The organism is Dokdonella sp. (assembly GCF_017744955.1).
Classification (GTDB): Bacteria; Pseudomonadota; Gammaproteobacteria; order Xanthomonadales; family Rhodanobacteraceae; genus Dokdonella_A.
Window position 1 is genome coordinate 469894 of sequence record NZ_JAGIAG010000003.1, and the last position, 20912, is coordinate 490805.

Annotated in this window: 15 protein-coding genes, 7 tRNA genes and 1 riboswitch; of the genes, 3 read left to right on the forward strand and 19 right to left on the reverse strand. The window is 68.7% G+C overall.

Going from position 1 to position 20912, the window contains the following annotated elements; genetic code table 11:
- Positions 1 to 120 precede the first annotated feature (120 nt).
- The 15 genes from J7520_RS10220 to J7520_RS10290 form a co-directional block, all read right to left on the reverse strand.
- Positions 121 to 205 (reverse strand) — tRNA-Leu (locus tag J7520_RS10220).
- A 59-nt stretch (positions 206 to 264) separates the two neighbouring features.
- Positions 265 to 340, reverse strand: a tRNA-Lys gene (locus J7520_RS10225).
- Positions 341 to 465: 125 nt separating this feature from the next.
- Positions 466 to 542 (reverse strand) — tRNA-His (locus J7520_RS10230).
- Between the two features lie 116 nt (positions 543 to 658).
- Positions 659 to 735, reverse strand: a tRNA-Arg gene (locus J7520_RS10235).
- A gap of 29 nt (positions 736 to 764) precedes the next feature.
- Positions 765 to 841: transfer RNA gene (locus tag J7520_RS10240), tRNA-Pro, on the reverse strand.
- Between the two features lie 183 nt (positions 842 to 1024).
- A tRNA-Arg gene (locus tag J7520_RS10245) sits at positions 1025 to 1101 on the reverse strand.
- 123 nt (positions 1102 to 1224) lie between these two features.
- Positions 1225 to 1317: transfer RNA gene (locus J7520_RS10250), tRNA-Ser, on the reverse strand.
- A gap of 90 nt (positions 1318 to 1407) precedes the next feature.
- Complete coding sequence (gene csrA / locus J7520_RS10255; protein ID WP_291187607.1) at positions 1408 to 1611, reverse strand: carbon storage regulator CsrA; 204 nt, start codon at positions 1609 to 1611, stop codon at positions 1408 to 1410.
- Positions 1612 to 1860: 249 nt separating this feature from the next.
- The gene (gene alaS, locus J7520_RS10260; RefSeq protein ID WP_291187610.1) at positions 1861 to 4491 is read right to left on the reverse strand and encodes an alanine--tRNA ligase; all 2631 of its coding nucleotides are present in this window, start codon (positions 4489 to 4491) and stop codon (positions 1861 to 1863) included.
- Positions 4492 to 4687: 196 nt separating this feature from the next.
- Positions 4688 to 5179 (reverse strand): regulatory protein RecX, encoded by a 492-nt coding sequence (locus J7520_RS10265; protein WP_291187613.1) that lies wholly within the window; start codon positions 5177 to 5179, stop codon positions 4688 to 4690.
- Between the two features lie 48 nt (positions 5180 to 5227).
- Positions 5228 to 5770, reverse strand: coding sequence for a TIGR01244 family sulfur transferase (locus J7520_RS10270; RefSeq protein ID WP_291187616.1), 543 nt, complete (start codon positions 5768 to 5770; stop codon positions 5228 to 5230).
- Positions 5771 to 5789: 19 nt separating this feature from the next.
- Positions 5790 to 6821 (reverse strand): recombinase RecA, encoded by a 1032-nt coding sequence (gene recA, locus J7520_RS10275; protein ID WP_291187814.1) that lies wholly within the window; start codon positions 6819 to 6821, stop codon positions 5790 to 5792.
- Positions 6822 to 6946: 125 nt separating this feature from the next.
- A complete protein-coding gene (locus J7520_RS10280; protein WP_291187619.1) occupies positions 6947 to 7456 on the reverse strand; it encodes a CinA family protein in 510 nt (169 codons plus the stop codon).
- 91 nt (positions 7457 to 7547) lie between these two features.
- Entirely contained in the window at positions 7548 to 7955 is a 408-nt protein-coding gene (locus J7520_RS10285) for an acyl-CoA thioesterase (protein ID WP_291187621.1), read from the reverse strand.
- Positions 7945 to 8985: a ribonucleotide-diphosphate reductase subunit beta gene (locus J7520_RS10290; RefSeq protein ID WP_291187623.1), complete on the reverse strand. Its 1041-nt coding sequence runs from the start codon at positions 8983 to 8985 to the stop codon at positions 7945 to 7947. The genes J7520_RS10285 and J7520_RS10290 overlap by 11 nt, the downstream gene beginning before the upstream one ends.
- Before the next feature lie 2 nt (positions 8986 to 8987).
- Here J7520_RS10290 and J7520_RS10295 point away from each other — a divergent pair, with 2 nt between their 5' ends.
- Positions 8988 to 9341 carry a four helix bundle protein gene (locus J7520_RS10295; RefSeq protein WP_291187626.1) on the forward strand — a complete coding sequence of 118 codons (354 nt, stop codon included), beginning with the start codon at positions 8988 to 8990 and terminating at the stop codon, positions 9339 to 9341.
- Positions 9342 to 9408: 67 nt separating this feature from the next.
- On the opposite strand, the gene J7520_RS10300 is transcribed toward J7520_RS10295, so the two are convergent.
- Positions 9409 to 11841 (reverse strand): ribonucleoside-diphosphate reductase subunit alpha, encoded by a 2433-nt coding sequence (locus J7520_RS10300; RefSeq protein WP_291187627.1) that lies wholly within the window; start codon positions 11839 to 11841, stop codon positions 9409 to 9411.
- Between the two features lie 213 nt (positions 11842 to 12054).
- Positions 12055 to 12285, reverse strand: a riboswitch (cobalamin riboswitch).
- Positions 12286 to 12603: 318 nt separating this feature from the next.
- On the opposite strand from J7520_RS10300, the gene J7520_RS10305 reads away from it, so the two are divergent.
- Entirely contained in the window at positions 12604 to 13443 is an 840-nt protein-coding gene (locus J7520_RS10305; RefSeq protein ID WP_291187629.1) for an intradiol ring-cleavage dioxygenase, read from the forward strand.
- A 54-nt stretch (positions 13444 to 13497) separates the two neighbouring features.
- Here the strand turns inward: J7520_RS10305 and J7520_RS10310 are convergent, their stop codons facing one another.
- Together J7520_RS10310 and J7520_RS10315 are read right to left on the reverse strand one after the other, a co-directional pair.
- On the reverse strand, positions 13498 to 14208 hold the full coding sequence (locus J7520_RS10310; protein ID WP_291187631.1) for a response regulator: 711 nt from the start codon (positions 14206 to 14208) through the stop codon (positions 13498 to 13500).
- Complete coding sequence (locus J7520_RS10315) at positions 14205 to 15638, reverse strand: ATP-binding protein (protein ID WP_291187633.1); 1434 nt, start codon at positions 15636 to 15638, stop codon at positions 14205 to 14207. The genes J7520_RS10310 and J7520_RS10315 overlap by 4 nt, the downstream gene beginning before the upstream one ends.
- 137 nt (positions 15639 to 15775) lie before the next feature.
- On the opposite strand from J7520_RS10315, the gene J7520_RS10320 reads away from it, so the two are divergent.
- The gene (locus tag J7520_RS10320; RefSeq protein ID WP_291187635.1) at positions 15776 to 16246 is read left to right on the forward strand and encodes a periplasmic heavy metal sensor; all 471 of its coding nucleotides are present in this window, start codon (positions 15776 to 15778) and stop codon (positions 16244 to 16246) included.
- Between the two features lie 120 nt (positions 16247 to 16366).
- On the opposite strand, the gene J7520_RS10325 is transcribed toward J7520_RS10320, so the two are convergent.
- The gene (locus J7520_RS10325; protein WP_291187637.1) at positions 16367 to 20593 is read right to left on the reverse strand and encodes an FG-GAP repeat protein; all 4227 of its coding nucleotides are present in this window, start codon (positions 20591 to 20593) and stop codon (positions 16367 to 16369) included.
- Positions 20594 to 20912: the final 319 nt, after the last annotated feature.

Genomic DNA, 20912 nt, shown 5'->3' on the forward strand with positions numbered 1-20912 from the left:
GGATGGGCGAGGCGGGAACTCTTCGCACAGCGGACTCTGGGTCACGGCGCTCGAGCTGGAAGTTCCGAAGACGAGCCAGATGAATGTGCTCCACGAAGTAGGAAGCCATGGTTCCAGACGTGGTGCGAAAGGAGAGACTCGAACTCTCACGGGTTGCCCCACTGGAACCTAAATCCAGCGCGTCTACCAGTTCCGCCACTTTCGCCCGGATCGACACTCTTCACCCGCGAGCGCGCGGACTGGACGCCGCGCGGTGGAATGTAATGGTGGGCCGTCTAGGACTCGAACCTAGGACCAAGAGATTAAGAGTCTCCTGCTCTACCAACTGAGCTAACGGCCCACGTGTACAACCAGCATTGCGGCAGCGCGATGCGCGAACCGCCTCCCCTGCGGGAGTGGCGGCGAGCAGAAGGCTGACGTGCCTTCGACGCACCGACCGGAATCGCCAAGTATAGCGAAACAATTTGGGGTGGACGAGGGGATTCGAACCCCCGACAACCGGAATCACAATCCGGTACTCTAACCAACTGAGCTACGCCCACCACGTAAAACTTGCGCTTCCAGTTCGTCCGTGAAGCGCGCTCCCTTCGGCATCCTGCCTTTCCCTCACGCCCGGTGGGCGCCTTCGACCAGCTTCGCGCCGAAATCGTCGCGGGGCTGGCACGCCCGACAGGACTCGAACCTGCAACCGTCGGCTTAGAAGGCCGATGCTCTATCCGGTTGAGCTACGGGCGCATCGTCAGCCGCTTCGTCGCGCATCGGATTGGTCGGGGTAGAGGGATTCGAACCCCCGACATCCTGCTCCCAAAGCAGGCGCGCTACCAGACTGCGCTATACCCCGATACCCGTTGCCGTACCTACAACCTCGTCGACGCCGGGAATAGCTGCGGGATAGTACGAACCGAACTCCATTGCGTCAATTCGCACCACCGTCATCCGCCCGGCGAGCCGAGTTCGGAACGGGTCTGCGACTTCATCCTCTTTGCAAAACAAAAAGGGTGCCGCAGCACCCTTTCGGTTCAAGTGGCGCGCCCGGAGAGATTCGAACTCCCGACCACCAAGTTCGTAGCCTGGTGCTCTATCCAGCTGAGCTACGGGCGCTTGAAAACTTGCATTCCACACTTGCGAAACGTCTTCCGCCGCGGTCGTTCCCGTAAGAGATTCGCCCTGGGGAGGAAGCCCGCCATCATCGCGATCATCACTCGACGTGTCAAGCTTTTCGACTGGCGGAGAGAGAGGGATTCGAACCCTCGATAGAGCTTTTGACCCTATACTCCCTTAGCAGGGGAGCCCCTTCGGCCTCTCGGGCATCTCTCCGGATTTCGTCGGACTTGCTTGGCTTCGCGGCGCTCCTCGCGCCGCGAACGGGGCGCGAAGGATAGCGGCCCCATCCGTGATGGTAAAGCGTCAGCTTTGTGCACCGCCCGAAGGCTCTTCTCCGGGCGCCAGCTCGCGCTTGATGCGCTGGTAGATCTCCTCGCGGTGCACCGCCACGTCCTTCGGCGCATTGATCCCTATGCGAACCTGATTTCCCTTGACGCCGAGCACGGTGACGGTCACCTCGTCGCCGATCATCAGCGTCTCGCCGACGCGGCGAGTCAAAATAAGCATGTTGGTGCTCTCCTTACACGATTGTCGGTCCGATGAGCCCTTCAGCGCATGCAACCGCTCACCCGAGCGCGTCGAAGGAAACTCCGGGGACCAGGCAGCCTCCCTCGCTGCCGCTCCCCCTGTCGCAAACCGGCTCGCTGTTCTTGTCGCCACGCAGTGGCGATGCAGCGATACCTCGACCGCTCGATACTAGCGAACGCCTGTCGCAGGCGCAACGAAACGCGCCCGCGCCTTACCTCGTCTTTACATTCACGAAAGGCGCTGCGCGATCCAGTCCGGCAATGCGGCGAGTGCAGCATCGAGCGCCGGCGAATCCACGCCGCCGCCCTGCGCCATGTCGGGCCTTCCGCCGCCCTTGCCGCCGATCAGCGAGGCGACGTGGGCGACGACGTCGCCGGCCTTGATCCGGCCGGCCGCCTGGCCGTGCACGCCGCCGACCAGGGCGGCTTTGCCGTCGGCGCCCGCGGCGAGCAGCACGACGCAATCGACGAGCTTCTGCTTCAACGAGTCGACGCCTTCGCGCAAGGCTTTCGCGTCGAGGCCGTCGACACGCGCGGCGACGACGCGGATCCCGCCGACGTCGCGAGCGGAGCCGACCAGGTCCTGCGTGGCGGAGCTGACCGCCTTCGCCTTCAGCGATTCGAGCTCGCGTTCGAGCTTCTTCTGCTTGTCGAACAGCGCCTGCAGCTTGTCGACGACCTGGGAGGCGTCGACCGACAACAGGTGCGCGACCTCGTCGAGCCGCATCACGTCGTCGTTGACGACCTGCAGCGCGACGGCACCGGTCACCGCCTCGATGCGGCGCACGCCCGACGCCACGCCGGTTTCCGCGACGATCTTGAACAGACCGATGTCGCCGGTGCGGCCGACGTGGGTTCCGCCGCACAGTTCGGTCGAGAAGTCGCCCATCTTCAGCACGCGCACCTCGTCGCCGTACTTCTCGCCGAACAGCGCCATCGCGCCGAACGCGATGGCGTCGTCGTACGCCATGTGACGCACGTCGGCGGCGACGTTGCGGCGGATTTCCTCGTTGACGATGGCTTCGACCCGCGCGTATTCCTCGTGCGTCAGCGGAACGGGATGCGAGAAGTCGAAACGCAGGCGATCCGGCGCGACCAGCGAGCCCTTCTGCGTGACGTGCTCGCCGAGCACCTGGCGCAGCGCCGCATGCAGCAGATGCGTCGCCGAATGATTGAGCACGATCGCCTGGCGGCGCGCGCCGTCGACCTCGCCGCGCAGCGGCGTGCCGACGCGCAGCGGTTTCCCGCTCCAACGTCCGACGTGGCCGTGGAAGCTGCCGGCGAGCTTGATGGTGTCGGCCACCGCGAAGCGGCCGTCGCCCGACGACAAGCTGCCCGTATCGCCGACCTGGCCGCCGGATTCGGCGTAGAACGGTGTGCGCTCGAGGATCAGGACCGCATTCTCGCCGTCGTTCAAGGTTTCGACCGCGCGACCGTCACGCACGATCGCGCGCAGCTCGAGGCCGTCGGCCGCGAGCGCTTCGTAGCCGAGGAACTGCGTCGGCGCCAACGTGCTGGCGAGCTCCGCCGGCAAGCTCACCCTGCTGTCGAACTGGCTGGCCGAGCGCGCGCGTTCGCGCTGCTGCTCCATCGCGGCCTCGAAGCCGGGCATGTCGACCGAGAGTCCGCGCTCGCGCGCGATGTCGGCGGTCAGGTCGACCGGGAAGCCGTAGGTGTCGTAGAGACGGAACATCGCCTCGCCGGGAATCGTGCCACCGGATTTCGCGGCCACCTCCTCGAACACCTTCATGCCCTGCTCCAGCGTCTCGCCGAAGCGCTCCTCTTCCGCCTTCAGCGTGCGCTCGACCAGCTCGCGCTTGGCCGGCAGCTCCGGATAGGCCTCGCCCATGACCTCGACCAGCGCCGGCACCATCGCGTGGAAGAACGGCTGCTGCTGGCCGAGCATGTAGCCGTGGCGCAGCGCGCGGCGGATGATCCGGCGCAGCACGTAGCCGCGCCCCTCGTTGGACGGCAGCACGCCGTCGACGATCAGGAACGCGCAGGCGCGGATGTGGTCGGCGATCACGCGCAGCGACTTGTTCTCGAGATCGCCGGTCTTGGTCAGTCGCGCGGCTTCGCGGATCAGGTGCTGGAACAGGTCGATCTCGTAGTTCGAATGCACGTGCTGCAGCACCGCCGCCAGGCGCTCCAGTCCCATGCCGGTGTCGACGCACGGCGCCGGCAGCTTGCTCAGCGTGCCGTCGGCGGCGCGATCGAATTGCATGAAGACGAGATTCCAGATCTCGATGTAGCGATCGCCGTCCTCGTCCGGCGACCCCGGCGGGCCGCCCGCGATGTCCGCGCCGTGGTCGTAGAAGATTTCCGTGCACGGCCCGCACGGACCGGTATCGGCCATCTGCCAGAAATTGTCCGACGCGAACGGCGCGCCCTTGTTGTCGCCGATGCGCACGATGCGCTCGGGCGGGACGCCGATCTCGTCCTTCCAGATTCCGTAGGCTTCGTCGTCGGTGTGATAGACCGTGACCCACAGGCGATCCTTCTGCAGCTTCAGGACGCCGGTCAGGAATTCCCACGCCCACTCGATCGCCTCGCGCTTGAAGTAGTCGCCGAACGACCAGTTGCCGAGCATCTCGAAGAACGTGTGATGGCGCGCGGTGTAGCCGACCGAGTCGAGGTCGTTGTGCTTGCCGCCGGCGCGCAGACACCGCTGCACGTCCGCCGCACGCACGAACTTCAGCTTTTCGCTGCCGAGGAACACGTTCTTGAACGGCACCATGCCGGAATTGGTGAACAGCAAGGTCGGATCGTTCGACGGAACGAGCGAACTCGACGGCACGATGGTGTGCCCTTTCGAGCGGAAGAACTCCAGGAAGGCGGAGCGGATTTCGGAGGTTTTCATGCGGACGGGAATCGGGAATGGGGAATCGGAAAATCGGACGCGCCGAGCGTGCGATGCTCCGAACGTCGAGAAGGCGTCACGCCCATGAACGCGGGAATCCGATCCCCGCGGCCGATCGACGGCACGCCGGACGCCCGCGTTCGCGGGCATCGAAGTTCGAGGCATCGGCCGAAAATACGGTCCGCGATTGGAGTGTTCAATCCAACCCGAGGTCCGGATCGCCTGGTTCGGCGCGAGTGACGGCGCGTACTGTCGCCGCATCGAAGCCGCGGCGCAAGAGAAAGGCGGCGCGCTTGGCGCGCTCGGCCGCGTCCGCAGACCGCGCCGAACCGGCATGCCGGCGCAGCTGGGCCGCTGCGCTGGCGGCCCAGTCGACCGCGGCTACCGCGATCGCGGCGCGGATGGCGGCGTCGCCGAGCCCATGCGATTTCAGCTCGGCCTGGATGCGCAGCGGTCCGTAGCCCTGCGCGGCGCGCCGCCGTGCGAGGCTGGCGGCGAAGCGTTCGTCGTCCTGATAGCGCTGCTCCTGCAAGCGCCCGATCGCCTGCTCCGCTTCGTCGCCCGTGCGGCCGGTGCTGCGCAGCTTGGTCTTCAGCTCACGCGCGGAGTGCTCGCGCCGCGCGAGCAGACCGACCGCCTGCTCGTAGGCGCTGCGCTTGGCCGGCTTGTCGGAGGAGCGTCGCGACATGGCGAACCGGGCCGTACCGTCAATCGCGGAACCGCGGCGAGCCGCGGGTCAAGGCAGCTTCGGCCGCGTCGCGACGCGCGCGGCGATCTGCTCCTTGAGATCGTCGACGGACTGGCCCGCCGACGTCACCACCGCCTCGATCGCTTCCGCTTCGAGCCCGCCGAAGCGCGAGGCTTCGGCCAGCGCCCAGGTTCGCGCCGCGCGGCGGCCGCTCTTGCAATACAGCAGCACGGCATTGTCGGGACGCGCGATCGCCCGCGAGACGGCATCGACGGCGGCAGCGGGAATGTCGCTGCCGGCGACGGGAGCGTAGGAGAACGCCAGACCCGCGCTGCGGGCGGCGGCGTCGACCGCGCTCGACGGCGGCTGCTCCGGCGCCTCGCCGTCCGGACGCAGATCGACGATGGCTTTGATGCCCTGCGCCTTCAATTCCTCGATCTGGTCGGGCGAAATCTGGCCGGAAATCCACACGCCGCCGACCAGCGGCCTGACCGAAGCCGCGGCCGGCGCGTCGGCCGCGCCGGCGGGCATCGCGAGGCCGATCGCGGCGAGAAGAACCACCTGGGCGAACATCCACTTCAGCTTCGACATCGGGCTCTCCGCTGGCGGATCACGCCTCTTCTACCTCGACCGCCGGCAACGGCGAATCGCCGCCCTTGATCAGCAGCTTGGCGCGCAGCTGCGCGTCGATCGCCGCGGCGATCTCCGGATGTTCCTTCAGATAGAGGCGCGTGTTGTCCTTGCCCTGACCGATGCGATCGCCGTTGTAGCTGTACCAGGCGCCGGACTTGTCGACCAGATTGTGGTTGACGCCGAGCTCGATCAGCTCGCCTTCGCGCGAGGAGCCTTCGCCGTAGAGGATCTCGAACTCGGCCTGGCGGAACGGCGGCGCGACCTTGTTCTTGACCACCTTGACGCGCGTTTCCGAACCGATCACTTCCTCGCCGCGCTTGACCGAGCCGATGCGGCGGATGTCCAGGCGCACCGAGGCGTAGAACTTCAGCGCGTTGCCGCCGGTGGTCGTTTCCGGGTTGCCGAACATCACGCCGATCTTCATGCGGATCTGGTTGATGAAGATGACCAGGGTGCCGGACTTCTTGATGTTCGCGGTCAGCTTGCGCAGCGCCTGGCTCATCAGGCGCGCCTGCAGGCCGACGTGCGAGTCGCCCATCTCACCTTCGATTTCCGCCTTCGGCGTCAGCGCCGCGACCGAGTCGATCACGACCACGTCGACAGCATTCGAGCGCACCAGCATGTCGGCGATCTCGAGCGCCTGCTCGCCGGTGTCCGGCTGCGAGACCAGCAGATCGTCGACGTTGACGCCGAGCTTCTCGGCGTAGCTCGGATCGAGCGCGTGTTCGGCGTCGACGAAGGCGGCGGTGCCGCCGTTGCGCTGGCAGTTGGCGATGACCTGCAAGGTCAGCGTGGTCTTGCCGGACGATTCCGGCCCGTAGATCTCGACCACGCGGCCGCGCGGCAGGCCGCCGACGCCGAGTGCGATGTCCAGCCCGAGCGAACCGGTGGAGACGACGTCGATCGCCTCGTCGGTCTTGTCGCCCATGCGCATGACGGCGCCTTTGCCGAACTGCTTTTCGATCTGGCTGAGTGCGGAGGCGAGCGCCTTGCGCTTGTTGTCGTCCATTGCGGAATCCTCGTGGGTGTCGTTCATGCGGCGAGCCTGCCGCGGCGAAGTCTCAGTGGCTAAGACTCCGGCAGTGGCGACGATTATCCCACAGCGTTCCGCCGCGTCGATGTGCGAATCGCGCGTCAGCTCGTAAGAATTCGGCGCACGCCGTCGAGCGCCGCGGCGACGGTGCGGCGCCGCACGGCTTCGCGGTCGCCGTCGAAATGGAACAGCTCCGCGCGCGCGTAGCCGCCGCGCCGCTTCCAGCCGATCCAGACGGTGCCGACCGGCTTGTCCGGCGTGCCGCCGGAAGGCCCCGCCACGCCGGTGACGGCGACCGCCACGCTGGCGCCGTAGCGGGCGAGCGCGCCGGAGACCATCTCGATCACGGTTTCCTGGCTGACCGCGCCGGTGCGCTCCAGCGTCTGCGGCCGCACGCCGAGCAGGGCTTCCTTCGCCTCGTAGCTGTAGGCGACCACGCCGCACTCGAACCACTGCGAGCTGCCGGCGATGTCGGTCAGCACCTTGGCGATCCAGCCGCCGGTGCACGATTCCGCCGCGACCAGGGTCTGGCCGCGCGCGAGCAGGCATTCGGCCACGGCTTGCGCCTGTGCGTTCAGGGCCTGGTCCGAAGAGGCGATGCTTGCCGACATGACGACGATTCCGGAGGTGCGATACGAAACGCGCAGCATACTCCGCCGATCACGCGCGGCAACGCGCACCGCGCGCGATTCGACGCCGGCCTCAGCGCACGGCGTCGAGCGCGCGACCCACCGGCACCGCCCGGCCCTGCTCGTCGACCGCCACCATCACGAACTCGCCCGAGGTCGCCAGCTGCCGTTCCGCACCGGGCGTCGGCTCGCGCAGCAGCGAGACGCGCACGGTCATCGAGCTGCGCCCGACACCGACCACGTTCGCGCGCAGCTCGACGATGTCGCCGAGCTTGACCGCCGCGCGGAAATCGATGCGATCCGAGCGCGCGGTGACGACCGTGCGCCCGGCGAAGCGGCTGGCGGCGAGGAAGGCCGCCTTGTCCATCCACGCCAGCGCCTGGCCGCCGAACAGGCTGCCGAGATGATTGCAGTGGTCCGGGAAGACGATCTCGACGCAGCGGACCTCGACTCCGCTCTCCGCCGCCGCCTCAGAACGCATGATCGAAGCCGACCTCGCCCTCGACCGCGACCTGGTAAGCCGACACGCGCCGCTCGAAGAAGTTGGTCAGCTCCTGCACGTCCTGCAATTCCATGAACGGGAACGGATTGCGCGCGCCGTAGCGGCGCGGCAGGCCGAGCATCTCCAGGCGCCGGTCGGCGACGTATTCGAGGTACTGGCGCATCTCCTTCACCGACATGCCGACCACGCCGCCGGCGAGCACGTCCTCGGCGAACGCGGTCTCGCAGTCGACCGCCTCGGCGATCATCGTGCCGACCTGGCCCGCCCACTGCTCGTCGAACAGCTCCGGCTGCTCGCTCCGCACGGTGCGGATCACCTCGAAGGCGAAGCCCATGTGCGCCGATTCGTCGCGGAACACCCATGCGGTACCGGCGGCGAGGCCCGGCAGCAGGCCGCGCGAACGCAGGAAATAGACATAGGCGAACGCGCCGAAGAAGAACAGGCCTTCGATGCAGGCAGCGAAGCAGGTCAGGTTGAGCAGGAACCGGCGCCGTTCGGCGTCGCTGGAGATGCGCTCGAGCGTGTAGATCGAATCGATCCAGCGCTGGCAGAACTCGGCCTTGGCGCGGATCGAGGGAATGTTCTCGACCGCCGCGAACGCCTGCGCCCGCCGCTCCGGCTGCGGGATGTAGTTGTCGAGCAGCGTCAGGTAGAACTGCACGTGCAGCGCTTCCTCGAACAGCTGGCGCGACAGGTACATGCGCGCTTCCGGCGCGTTGATGTGCTTGTAGAGGTTCAGCACGAGGTTGTTGGCGACGATCGAATCGCCGGTGGCGAAGAACGCCACCAGCCGCTCGATCAGGTGGCGATCGGCGGGCGTCATGCGCTGCGCGAGATGGCCAAGGTCGATCTGGAAGTCGATCTCCTCGACCGACCAGGTGTTCTTGATCGCGGCGCGGTACATCTCGTAGAACTGCGGATAGCGCATCGGCCGCAGGGTCAGGTCGAAGCCGGGGTCGAGAAGATGGGGAACCGGTGGAGAGGAGTGAGAAACGGGAATGGAGGTCATGAATGCACTACCGGGAAACGATCGTTTGGAGCAAGGCGATGGCAGCAGTCCGGCGAATCTACGGATTGCTGCCGCGCCTCCCGCGGGAAGAAATGTTCGGAATCAGAAGCCAGCTGGCGCGAGCGGCGGTCTCCGTGCCGTGCAATATCGCCGAAGGTTGGACGCGTGAATCTCGACGGGAGAAGGCGCAGTTTCTGTCCATAGCGCATGGCTCGCTGGCGGAAGCCGAAACCCTGCTGACCTTGTGCGAACAGCTGGGCTGGTTCGACGTCGAGCCCACATTTCTCTTGCGAGCGGAGATCGAGGAAACCAGTCGAATGCTGACCGCGCTGCGGCGAAAGACGAGAAACGTGTGACGAGGAGCGAGTAACGAGTGAAGCGCAGCTCTCCACTGCTTCCTTACTCCTCCACACTCTTTCTCGCTCACTGACACGCCTCGCACATCTCCGGATTCTCCAGCGAGCAGACGACGGCCTCGCTGTCCGTGTACGTCTTCGCCGGAGCGGCGGCGTCGACCGTCGCCTTGGCGATCCGCGTCGCCGGGCGCGAGCGCAGGTAGTAGGTCGTCTTCAGACCCTGCTTCCACGCGTACATGTACATGCTCGACAGCTGGCCGATGTTCGGGCTCTCGATGAACAGGTTCAGCGACTGGCTCTGGTCGATGAAGGCGCCGCGGTCGGCCGCCATGTCGATCAGCGAGCGCATCGGCAGCTCCCACACCGTGCGGTAGATCGCCTTCAGTTCGCCCGGCAGTTCCTGCAGCGACTGCACCGACCCCTCGGCGAGCTTGATCGCGTCGCGGATTTCCGCCATCCACAGGCCGAGGCGCTTCAGCTCGTCGACCAGGTAGCGGTTGACCTGCAGGAAGTCGCCGGACAGCGTCTCGCGCTTGAACAGGTTCGACAGCTGCGGCTCGATGCACTCGTAGCAGCCGGCGATCGAGGCGATCGTCGCGGTCGGCGCGATCGCGATCAGCAGCGAATTGCGCAGGCCGTGCGCCTGGATCTCCTCGCGCAGGGCGTTCCAGCGCTCGGCGTCGCGCGGCGTCACTTTCCAGGCGTCGAACTGCAATTCGCCCTGCGCGGCACGCGTCTGCGCGAACGCCGCGTGCGCGCCCTTCTCGCGCGCGAGCTCGAGCGAAGTGCGCAGCGCCCAGTAGTAGATCTCCTCGGAAATGCGCGCCGACAGCTCGCGCGCCGCCGCGCTGTCGAACGGCAGGCGCAGCGCGAAGAAGAGATCCTGCAAGCCCATCAGGCCGAGACCGACCGGGCGCCAACGCAGGTTCGACGCGCGCGCCGTGGCGATCGGATAGAAGTTGAGGTCGATGACGCGGTCGAGCTGGCGCACGGCCACCTGCACCGTGTGCGCGAGCTTTTCGAAATCGAACGCGACGCCGTCGTGGTGCTGCGCCAGGTTGATCGAGCCGAGATTGCATACCGCCGTCTCGCCGGTGCTGGTCACCTCGACGATCTCGGTGCACAGGTTCGACAGGTGCACCGCGTTCTCGCCGCGCGCGGTCTGGTTGCAGGCGCGGTTGCAGGCGTCCTTGAAGGTCATCCAGCCGTTGCCGGTCTGCGCCAGCGTGCGCATCATGCGCGCGTACAGGTCGCGCGCCTGCAGCGTCTTGCGCGCCAGCCCGCGCGCCTCGGCCTGCACGTAGGCCTGCTCGAACGCCGCGCCCCACAGATCCGGCAGCTCGGGCACGTCGTTCGGATCGAACAGCGACCACGCGCCGTTCTCGTCGACGCGGCGCATGAACAGGTCCGGCACCCAGTTCGCCAGGTTCAGATGATGCGTGCGGCGCGCGTCGTCGCCGGTGTTCTCGCGCAGCTCGAGGAACGCTTCGATGTCCGCGTGCCACGGCTCCAGGTAGACGCAGGCCGCGCCCTTGCGCTTGCCGCCCTGGTTGACCGCGGCGACCGAGGAATCGAGCGTCTTCAGCCACGGCACGATGCCGTTGCTGAGGCCGTTGGTCGAACGGATCAGCGAGCCTTCCGAGCGCACGCGGTGCCAGGCGAGACCGATGCCGCCGGAGAACTTCGACAGCAGCGCGACGTCGCGGTACTTGTCGTAGATCGCCTCCAGCGAATCCTCCGGCGAGTCGAGCAGGAAGCAGCTCGACAGCTGCTCGTGGCGCGTGCCGGCGTTGAACAGCGTCGGCGAACTCGGCACGTAGTCGAGCGCGCCGAACTGCTGATACAGCTCGATCGCCTCGGCCACCGTTTCGCTGAGCGCGCAGGCCACGCGCAGCCAGAAATGCTGCGGCGTCTCGATCACCTGGCGCTTGCTCGGGTGCTTGAGCAGGTAGCGGTCGTACAGCGTGCGCAGCCCGAAGTACTCGAAGCGCAGCGTGTAGCGCGCGTCGACCGCGTCGTTGAACTTGCGCGCGTTCGCCTCGACGAAATTCAGCACGCGCTCGTTGATCAGGCCGGCCTCGAAACCGAGCCGGATCGACTGCGAGAACGAATGCACGCCCAGGCCCTGCACTTCCTTGTCGATATAGCCGGCGAGCAGGCGCGCGGCGACCTTGGAGTATTCCGGTTCCTCGGCGATGAACGAGGCGGCGGTGCGGATCGACAGCTCGTCGAGCTCGCGCGTCGTCGCACCGTCGTAGAGGCCGCTGATCGTCTTCAGCGCGACGCGCATCGCGTCGACGTCGGCCAGGCCTTCGCAGCAGCGCGCGACGGCGCGCACGATCTTGTTCAGGTCGACCGGTTCGTGCGCGCCCGAGCGCTTGGTCACCTGCATGGCGACCGGGCCGGCGTGCGGCGCGGTCAGACGGAAGCCGCCCTGGTCGGGCTTCGCCACGGTGGCAGGCGCGATGGGGGGCGCGGCAGTGAGTTCGGACGTGGTCATGGCGTTCTCCTTCACGAGCAATGGACCCGCGAGGAGACGAGCACGGCGACGCACGGAATGAGACATCCCGCGATGCGCCGGCTTCCGCTCCCGCGAGCGAAACGAGAACCTGCGGGGCGACCGGGTCGAAAGCGGGGCCGCGCCCGTACGGACGCATGCGCGGCGACTTCCGGCCGGCCCTTCCCGCGAGGGCCTTCGAGCCAACGCCGCGCCTTGCGGCACGACGGTCGTGGCCGGTATTCGGACTACGGGCCCGAGGCTCGTCGCCTCGCCTACTGGACGCTGCTTCCCAAGCCGCGAGGCTCAGTGCGATTCGCGTCGTTCGTTCCCGATCACCGCTGCGGGGCAGTCCCGGATTCGCACCGGATTCCCTCGTCGCCCGAGCCTTGCAGCTCCGACGACGGCCCAGATGTTGTGTTGGACACCATCGACCAACACAAGATATTCGATTCGCCCGTTCACATCAATCCGCGGATGCAGGATTTTTCGCTTGACTTCGGAGAGCGGCCGACGGAGTTCGTACGGGGTAGGAAGCCGCCGCGACGCGCCCGAACTTTCCAGCCCCGGCGCGTCGATCCGAACGCCCGCCGGCGATGTCTTTCGCCGCGGCTTCGACCGGGGATTCCCGTTTCCGCACGCCAGCGGGCCGCGGCGCATTGCCGCCAGCCGCGACGACGAAGGCGACTGCACCGGTTCTGCACATTCGCGCGCTAGCGTGCCTCACGCGTTCCGCAATCCAGCGACCTGCCGGAGGAGAAGACGATGAAGACGACACGCCCCATCCGCGACCTGCCCCGCCTCGCCGATCCCGACGCCAACCTCGCCGAGACGATGCGCGTCCTGCGCGAGCGGCGCCGCGTGCTCGCCCTGCTCGGCAGCGCCGGACTGTGCGCCGTGCTGCCGCGCAGTCCCCTCGCCTGCACGCTGATTCCGCAGGAGACCGAAGGACCCTATCCCGGCGACGGCACCAACGGCCCGAACGCGCTCGCCGCGAGCGGCATCGTCCGCTCCGACATCCGTTCCAGCGTCGGCGTGGCGAATCCGGCCACCGCCGCGGGAGCGCCGCTGACGTTCGCGCTTCAGTTCCTCAGTACGCTGGACGACTGCGGCCCGATCGAGGGACTGGCGGTGTATGCCTGGCACTGCGACGCACAGGGGCGCTACTCGATGTACTCGCAGGGCGTGACCGGCCAGAACTACCTGCGCGGCGTGCAGACCACCGACGGCAGCGGCCGCGTGAGCTTCACGACGGTCTTTCCCGGCTGCTATCCGGGTCGCTGGCCGCACATCCACTTCGAGGTGTTCGCTTCGCTCGCCGACGCCACCAGCGGCCGCAACGCCGGGCGCGTCTCGCAGCTCGCCCTGCCCGAGGCGGCCTGCACCGAGGTGTACGCGCAATCCGCCCGGTATCCCGGCAGCGCCGGCAACCTCGGCCGCATCACGCTGACTTCGGACAACGTCTTCGGCGACGACGGCGGCGTGCACCAGCTCGCGGCGGCGAGCGGAAACCCGACCGACGGCTACGCGGCCTTCCTCGAAGTCGGCCTTTCGGTGGACGCGACGACCTCGGAGTTGATCTTCGTCGACGACTTCGACCCCTGAGCGGCGACCCTCCGCCGGCTGCACCCGTGCGCAGCGCGGCCGGCGTCGTGCGGGTCATTGCTCGTCGACCGGCATCTCGAAGCGGTAGCCGACGCCGTAGACCGACGCGACGCCGTCGACGCCGTGGGCCTGCAGCTTGCGGCGCAGGTTCTTCACGTGGCTGTCGACGGTGCGGTCGCTGACGATGCGGTAGTCCTCGTACAGAGCATCGAGCAATTGCGTGCGCGACAGTACGCGGCCGGGCCGTTCCAGCAGCTTGCGCAGCAGGCGGAACTCGACCCGCGTGAGCCCGAGCCCTTGTCCTTCGCAGCGCGCCTCGAACGCCTCGTCGTCGAACTCGATCGACGGCGCGCGCGGCGCCGCTTCGCTCAGTGCCGCTTCGCCCAGCGCGGGAGCGGCCGTGCGACGCAGCACGGCGCGCACGCGCGCGACCACCTCGCGCGGGCTGAACGGCTTGCAGATGTAGTCGTCGGCGCCGAGCTCGAGGCCGAGCAGGCGGTCGATCTCCTCCACGCGCGCGGTCAGCATCAGGATCGGCACGTTCGAGAACGCACGCACTTCGCGGCAGATGTCGAAGCCGTTCTGCACCGGCAGCAGGACGTCGAGCACGACCGCGTCGGGTTCGTATTCGCGAATCCAGCCGGCCACGCGCGCGCCGGAGTCGAGCACGCTGCTGCGCCAGCCGGCGATGCCGAAGTACTCGCCGAGCAGCGCGGCGATCTTCGGCTCGTCCTCGACGATCAGCACGTGGACCTGCGCGCTCATGCCGGCCTTCCTCCGGCCGACGGCAGGCGAACCTCGATGCGCAGGCCGCCGAGCGTCGAGCGGCTCGCCGTGATGCCGCCGCCGTGCGCTTCGACGATCGCGCGGCAGATCGCAAGGCCCAGTCCCGCGCCGCCGTCCGCGCGGCGCCGCGAGGGGTCGACGCGGTAGAGCCGCTCGAACAGTCGCGGCAGATGTTCCGGCGCGACGCCCGGCGCGCTGTCTTCGACCGCCAGCAGCAGGCCGTCCGCGCCGGCGGCCAACGCGACGCGGACGGTGCCCGGCGCATCGGTGTAGCGGCGCGCGTTCGCGAGCAGGTTGTCCAGCAGCTGCGCCAGCCGGCGCGCGTCGCCGGACAGCGGCGGCACCGGGGCGACCGACAGTTCCAACCGCAATCCCGCGTCCTCGCACAGCGCACGCTGCGGTTCGGCGACGTCGCGCACCAACGCGGCGAGGTTCATCGGCTCGAAGCGGTATTCGAGCGCACCGGCGTCGGCCAGCGCGAGCTGGTACAGGTCCTCGACCAGCGACGCCAGGCGTCCGCATTCGGCGTCGAGCGACGCGAAAGCGCGCTCGCTCGGCGCGCGCACGCCGTCCTGCAACGCCTGCACCTCGCCGCGCAGGATGCTGAGCGGCGTGCGCAGTTCGTGCGCGATGTCCGCACCCCAGCGCCGGCGCGCCTCGCGGTGCTGCTCAAGGCTCGCGGCGAGCCGGTTGAAGTCGGCCGCGAGCGCGCCGAGTTCGTCGCGGCGCGACGCGTCGACGCGCCGTGCGAAATCGCCGGCGGCCAGCGCATGCGTGCCCTCGGCCAGCGCGCGCACGGGAGCCAGCAGCCAGCGCGCCAGCAGGAATGCCGCGGCGAACGCGCCGACCAGCACCACCAGCACGGCCAGCAGTGCGCCGCGCGCCTGGTCCTGCGCGAACGCGAGATCCTGCGCGCCGCTGATCCGCGGCAGCGGCTGCACGCGCAAGGCGCCGACGCGACGGCCGTCGACCTCGATCGGCAGCACGTGCGCCCCGGCGTCGACACGCGGATCGCCGGCGACGAAGCGATCGTCGGCGTCGACCAGCGCGAGGTGATGCGGACCGCCCGGCGGTGGGCGCGGCCCGCCGCGCGGCGGCGGCGGACGTCCGTCGTCGAACGGCGGCGGCCGCGGTTCCCGCGGCGGTTCGACCGGCGCGTCGTCGCGGCCGTCGAGCAGCGCGTCGAAACGGCGCGGATCGCCGCGCAGGAACGCGAAGTCGCCGTGCTCGCGATAGGCCGCTGCGAACCGTCCGGTCGACGACTGCAATCGATCCAGGGCGACCTGGTCGAGATAGGCGAGGAAGCCTTCGTGGAACGCGCGCTGCTGCCACAGCGCGAAGGCGAGCAGCGCCAGCACGCTGAGCGCGGCGAACGCGAGGAACAACCGGTGCCAGAGCCGCAGGCGCATGCGGCTACGATAAAGGCGCCGGGCGGCGGCGCAAGCCCGCGGCGACGATTCCACGATTTCTCCACGATCTCTGCGCATCCGCTGCGCAGTCCGGGCGCACGCTGCGCGTCACGATCCCCAACGGAGAACGCGTCGTGATGACAAAGAAGACTCTTTCGGCACTCGCCCTCGCCGTCCTCGTCGCTACCGGCGCCGCGTGGGCTGCCGGCCCGGGCTGTCCGCCCGGACCGATGCCGCACGGCCCCGACGGCCCGCATCCTGGCCCCGGCCCCGGCATTCCCTCGGCGGAAATGCTCGCCACCGCCGATGACCTCAGCGCGACCCAGCAGGCCGACATCCGCAAGATCCTGCGCGAGCGGCGCGACGCGGAGGACGCGCTGCGTTCGCGCCTGCGCGGCGAGCGCGAGGCGATCGACCAGCGCGAGCGCACCGAGCGCGAACGCATCGAGGACCAGAGCGCACAGAAACTGCGCGCCGCGCTCGGCGAGGACGGCTATCGCGCCTACGCGCGCTGGATGTCGCAGCGCGGACCGGGACCGTTGCCGCCGCGGCCAGCGCCGGGAGCGCGCGACGATCGCGGCGCGCCGCGTGTGGAAGGCAAGCCGTGAGGCGGACGCGCCTCCACTTGCCGTGAAAGAACGATCCGATGAAAAAAGGGAGCGCCTCGCGGCGCTCCCTTCCTTTTTCATCGCCCGCGCAAACGCGCGAGACGGAACCCGCAACGGCGATCAGGGAATCGTGATCGCGGCGCCGCTCTTGTCGTAGGCGTAGTCGACGATCGTGGCCGGGAAGCCGCGCGGCGCGCCCGTGCGCAGGTGCACGTAGCCGTAGCAGATGCCGCTCGCCGGCGGCTCGGTCAGGCTCGAGCAGTTGAAGCGGAAGCCCAGATACCCGTCCACGTCGGCGGCCCAGCGCGCCGGCCCCGGGTTGTGCACGGTCGACCAGGTCGACGCCGGGCCGATCACCGCACCGGATTGCAGCACGAGGAAATCCGACGTCGAATCCGAGCTGGAGACGCCGGCGATGTCCGGCGCGCCGCCGAGCCAGTAGAACGCGATCTGCGCGTCGTTGTCGTAGGCGTTGAAATGCGCGCCGGGAAGCTCGCCGTCGTCGACGATCCCGCGGATCCAGTCGACCGACGTGCCCTCGCGGTCGATCGCGATCGCATGGTCGATCGGGCCGCTGCGCACGATGTTCTCGTTCTCGGGCGGCGCGGCGCAGGCGCCGGTCTCGCCGGACTCGAATCCGCTGCAGAACAGGCTGTCGACGACGACCGCCGGCGTGACGGTCAGGCGGACCGGCACCGCGACCAGCGCGTGCGTCGGATCGTTGGTCGCCACGCACACGTCCGCGGCGTACGTGCCCTCGGCGAGACCGGCCGCGTTCGCGGTGATGGCGACATCGGCGAACGCTCCCGGCACCAGGGTTCCGGATGGCTGCGGCGCCGACAGCCACGGCACGTCGATCGGATTGCGGCAGTCGGCCGGAGCCGGTTCGTCGGCCAGCTCGACGACCATCGTCAGATGGAAGTTGGGATAGCCGATCGCCGTGGTGCGCGTCGGCACGGCGATGTCGCACTGCGCCGCCGAGACGAAGGTCGGATGGTTCTCCGGGGTCGCGTTCGCGCCCGGGAAGAACTGGCCGCTACCGTCGTCCAGGCCGTCCGTGTGGTACTCGACCACCAGGTCCTTGCCCGCCGTGTCGTCCACCGTGCCGGTGATCGGAACCGTCAGCGAGACGAGACCGCTTTCGATGGTGGCGTTGGCGGTGCCGATCAGCACCAGCGCGCTGGTCGGAATCGTGTCGACCGGTGTCGAGTGCGCAATCGTGTACAGGTTGATCGTGATCGGCAGCGGGCTCGGACCGGCGCCGCCGGAGGACACCGTGACGCTGGCGATGTCCGCGCGCGCGCCGACCTGCGCGTGCTCGCTGAAGTAGAACCGCCGCCACCAGCTGTTGGCCGCCGTGACGCCCGGTGCGCCGCACGACACGCCTTCGCTGCCGGGACTGTTGTCCTGCATCTGCGAGATCATCGTCGCGTCGAGGAAGACCGGTCGACCCGCTTCGCTCGGACCTTCCGCCTGCGACAGCCTGGCGCCGGCGAAGGCGGCGGCGGATTTGGGCTGCCGCACGTTCTTGTAGCTCGGCGGATTGGCGCGCGCGGCGGTTTCGGAGATCGCGTAGGTCAGGTCGCTGCCGCCGAGATTGCCGATCGTGAGCGGCGTCGACCTGCTCGCGCCGGAGGCGACGGAAAGCGACAGCGCGTCGGGCGTCAGCACCGCGACCGGCGCGCCGCCGCCGCCGAGGGCGACGGTCAGGCTCACCGGCACGGCGATCACCGGCCGCACGGGATCGTTGCTGGCGATGCAGACGTTGGCCGAGTAGGAACCCGCGGCCAGACCCGTCGCGTTCGCGGTGATCGTCACGGGAGTGCTGCTGCCCGGCGCCACGCGACCCGAGGCCGGCGTCTGCTCGAGCCAGGAGATCTCGCTGGGATTGCGGCATTCCGGCGGCGCCGCGTCCTGCACGTCGACGATCATGGTCAGGTGGAAATCCGGCACGCCGAGGTTGGCCGCCGTCACCGGCTCGTCGAGCTCGCATTCGGTCGAGGACATGAAGGTCGGATGCGTCTCCGGCGTCGCGTTGGCGCCGGGGAAGAATTGCCCCTGGAAGTTGCCGACGCCGTCGGTGTGGTATTCGACGACGAGATCCTTGCCGACCGTGTCGTCGATCGAGCCGAACACCGGAACCCTCACCGAGACCAGGCCGCTGTCGATCGTGGTGGTGGCGCTGCCGATCAGGGTCAGGCCGCTGGTCGGGATGGTGTCGACCGGCGTGGAGTGGGCGATCGTGTAGAGATTGATCGTGACCGGCACGCCGGCCGGGCCCATGCCGCCGGAGGACACCGTCACGCTGGTGACGTCGGCGCGCGCGCCGACGCGCTCGTGCTCGCCGAAGTAGAAGCGCCGCCACCAGCTGTTGTCGGCCGTGCTCTCGCCGAACACACCGCAGGAAAGACCGGTGTCGCCGGGGCGGTTGTCGGTCATCTGCGAGATCGCCGTGTCGGCGAGCAGGACGGCGGAGCTGCCGCCGGCCGTCGACGCGCCCGTGGCCCGGTTCAACGTCGCGGTGCGGATCGCCGCAGCACCGCTCTGCTTGCGCGCGCGGGACGATTGGTAGCTCGGCGGATCGAGCCTGGCGGCGTTCTCGACGAGGGTGAAGTCCAGATCGCTGCCGCCGTGGTTGGCGATGTTCAGCGCGACGGATTCCGACGCGCCGCTCGAGACGGAGAAAATCAGTACCGTCGGAAGGGCGGCGATGGACGGCGGTTCCGCCGCCGGCGGGGTCACCGTCAGGTCGACCGGAACGTCGATTGACGCCTGCTGCGGATCGTTGGTGGTGACGCACAGGGTGCCTGCGTGGCTTCCCACTCCGAGCGTCGCCGCGTCGGCGACCACCTCCACCTGCGCCGCACGGCCGGGCATCGCGCTGCCGGAGGCGGCGCCGAGGCTCAGCCAGGCGACGTCGCCGGGCTGCGCGCAGCCGCCTTCGGCCACGGCATAGTCCAGGGCCGCGCTGCCGGCGTTGGAGATCGTCAGCGACACGCTGCGCGAAGCGCCCTGCTGCAGCGTCAGCGCGAGCGGACTCGGCGCGACCTGCGCCGCCGGCTGGTTGGTTCCCGCCTCGGCGGTGAAGAAATAGCCCATGCCCTGCAGGAAGTTTCCGCCGGGACTCGCCGAGGACGAGGCGAGCAGCACCGTGGTGCCGTCGATCGCCGCGCTCGCGCCGAGCGAATCGTTGCTGCCGGCGTCGCTGGCGACGAGCTTCTGCACGTAGCGCCAGTCGCCGTTCGACTCGGTGAAGACGTAGCCCGCGCCGGCCCACGACTGGCCGTTCACCGCCGCGGCGTTGGCGCCGGCGACGAACGAGTCGCCGGTCATGCCGAGGGAATAGCCGAAGTTCGCGAACACCTCGCCCTCGGGCGAGCGGATCGTGTGCGTGCGGCTCCAGAAGCCGTCGAGCTCGGCATAGACGTAGACCACGCCCTCGGCGTCGAGCGCCGGCGCGCCGACGACGAGCCGGTTTCCGTGTACCGCCAGCGACGAGCCGAACATCGAGTAGGTCTCGCCGACGAGCTTCTGCCTCTGGATCCAGGTGCCCTCGTTATTCCAGAAGAAGTACAGCGCGCCGGGGAAGTCGGCGCCGCCGAGCTGGGCACTGACGACGATGCCGGTGTCGGAGAACCCGACCCGGTAGCCGAACGCGTCGTTGTCGCGCGTGTCGACGCCCTTGATCTTCTGCGTCTGGGTCCAGACGTCGTTGGAGCCCTCGAACAGGTACGCGGCGCCGCGGGCGTTTCCGTTCACGTGCGCCTTGTGCGCGCCGACCAGCACCTGGTTGCCGGACAGCGCGACCGAATTGCCGAAGTTGTCGTTCGTCTGGCCGTCGGCCGCAACGAGCTTGGCGACCTGCACCCAGCTCGCGCCGTTCTTGCGGAACACGTAGGCGGCGCCCTGCTCCGGCTTGCTGCCGACCTTCGCGCCGTCCGCGCCGATCACCGCGGTCGTGCCGTCGACGGCGAGCGACGCGCCGAAGCGCGCGTTGTCGCCCGGCGCTCCGTCCGCGGCGAACAGCTTCTGCGTCTCGACCCAGCTGCCGTTGGATCGCGTGAACACGTAGACCGCGCTGCGGCCGGTGTGGGTGTCGTTGGTGCCGACCAGCGCGGTGTCGCCGGAAAGCGCCACCGACTCGCCGAAACGCTGCAATTCGGTGCCGTCGCTGGCGAGGATCTTCTGATCCTCGTGCTGCTCGACAGCGAACGGCGCCGGCGCCGCGGCGAACTGGCTGGTCTCCCCTGCGCTCCCGGCAAGCACGCCGCCGGGCAGCACGGCAAGACTGCCGAGCGCCGCGAACAGCATGGTGCGAAGAGCGATACCCCTGGTTGGTTTCTTCATCGTCATGTGAATCGCCTTTGTGGCCGTACTTACATCGGCGTCGGGAACCGTCCGCCGGCGCGCGGACGCACGCAGGCGGAGCCGGCCTCCCGGGCCGACGCGAAAAAGGTTTCTTCCTTGCCCGAAGGATTCAGGAAGACCGCGAACAGGCACCCGCCGCGGGACCGGACATGGATCGCCCCGGCGGATCGGCAAACCGGTGCGGTCGCTCGTCGACGGGCCATCCGCTGCCCGTCGTCCGGACGCCGCTCGTGCCGGACGGCGCGGCTGCTCCGATGCCGCGCCACCCCGACCGCTGCCGCCCCTTCCTTCACCGCCC

Excerpts from the sequence above, each read along its gene's own strand:
- csrA (WP_291187607.1), bottom strand. The coding sequence starts at position 1,611 with ATGCTTATTTTGACTCGCCGCGTCGGCGAGACGCTGATGATCGGCGAC.
- alaS (WP_291187610.1), bottom strand. The coding sequence starts at position 4,491 with ATGAAAACCTCCGAAATCCGCTCCGCCTTCCTGGAGTTCTTCCGCTCG.
- J7520_RS10265 (WP_291187613.1), bottom strand. The coding sequence starts at position 5,179 with ATGTCGCGACGCTCCTCCGACAAGCCGGCCAAGCGCAGCGCCTACGAG.
- J7520_RS10270 (WP_291187616.1), bottom strand. The coding sequence starts at position 5,770 with ATGTCGAAGCTGAAGTGGATGTTCGCCCAGGTGGTTCTTCTCGCCGCG.
- recA (WP_291187814.1), bottom strand. The coding sequence starts at position 6,821 with ATGGACGACAACAAGCGCAAGGCGCTCGCCTCCGCACTCAGCCAGATC.
- J7520_RS10280 (WP_291187619.1), bottom strand. The coding sequence starts at position 7,456 with ATGTCGGCAAGCATCGCCTCTTCGGACCAGGCCCTGAACGCACAGGCG.
- J7520_RS10285 (WP_291187621.1), bottom strand. The coding sequence starts at position 7,955 with ATGCGTTCTGAGGCGGCGGCGGAGAGCGGAGTCGAGGTCCGCTGCGTC.
- J7520_RS10290 (WP_291187623.1), bottom strand. The coding sequence starts at position 8,985 with ATGACCTCCATTCCCGTTTCTCACTCCTCTCCACCGGTTCCCCATCTT.
- J7520_RS10295 (WP_291187626.1), top strand. The coding sequence starts at position 8,988 with ATGCACTACCGGGAAACGATCGTTTGGAGCAAGGCGATGGCAGCAGTC.
- J7520_RS10300 (WP_291187627.1), bottom strand. The coding sequence starts at position 11,841 with ATGACCACGTCCGAACTCACTGCCGCGCCCCCCATCGCGCCTGCCACC.
- J7520_RS10305 (WP_291187629.1), top strand. The coding sequence starts at position 12,604 with ATGAAGACGACACGCCCCATCCGCGACCTGCCCCGCCTCGCCGATCCC.
- J7520_RS10310 (WP_291187631.1), bottom strand. The coding sequence starts at position 14,208 with ATGAGCGCGCAGGTCCACGTGCTGATCGTCGAGGACGAGCCGAAGATC.
- J7520_RS10315 (WP_291187633.1), bottom strand. The coding sequence starts at position 15,638 with ATGCGCCTGCGGCTCTGGCACCGGTTGTTCCTCGCGTTCGCCGCGCTC.
- J7520_RS10320 (WP_291187635.1), top strand. The coding sequence starts at position 15,776 with ATGACAAAGAAGACTCTTTCGGCACTCGCCCTCGCCGTCCTCGTCGCT.
- J7520_RS10325 (WP_291187637.1), bottom strand. The coding sequence starts at position 20,593 with ATGAAGAAACCAACCAGGGGTATCGCTCTTCGCACCATGCTGTTCGCG.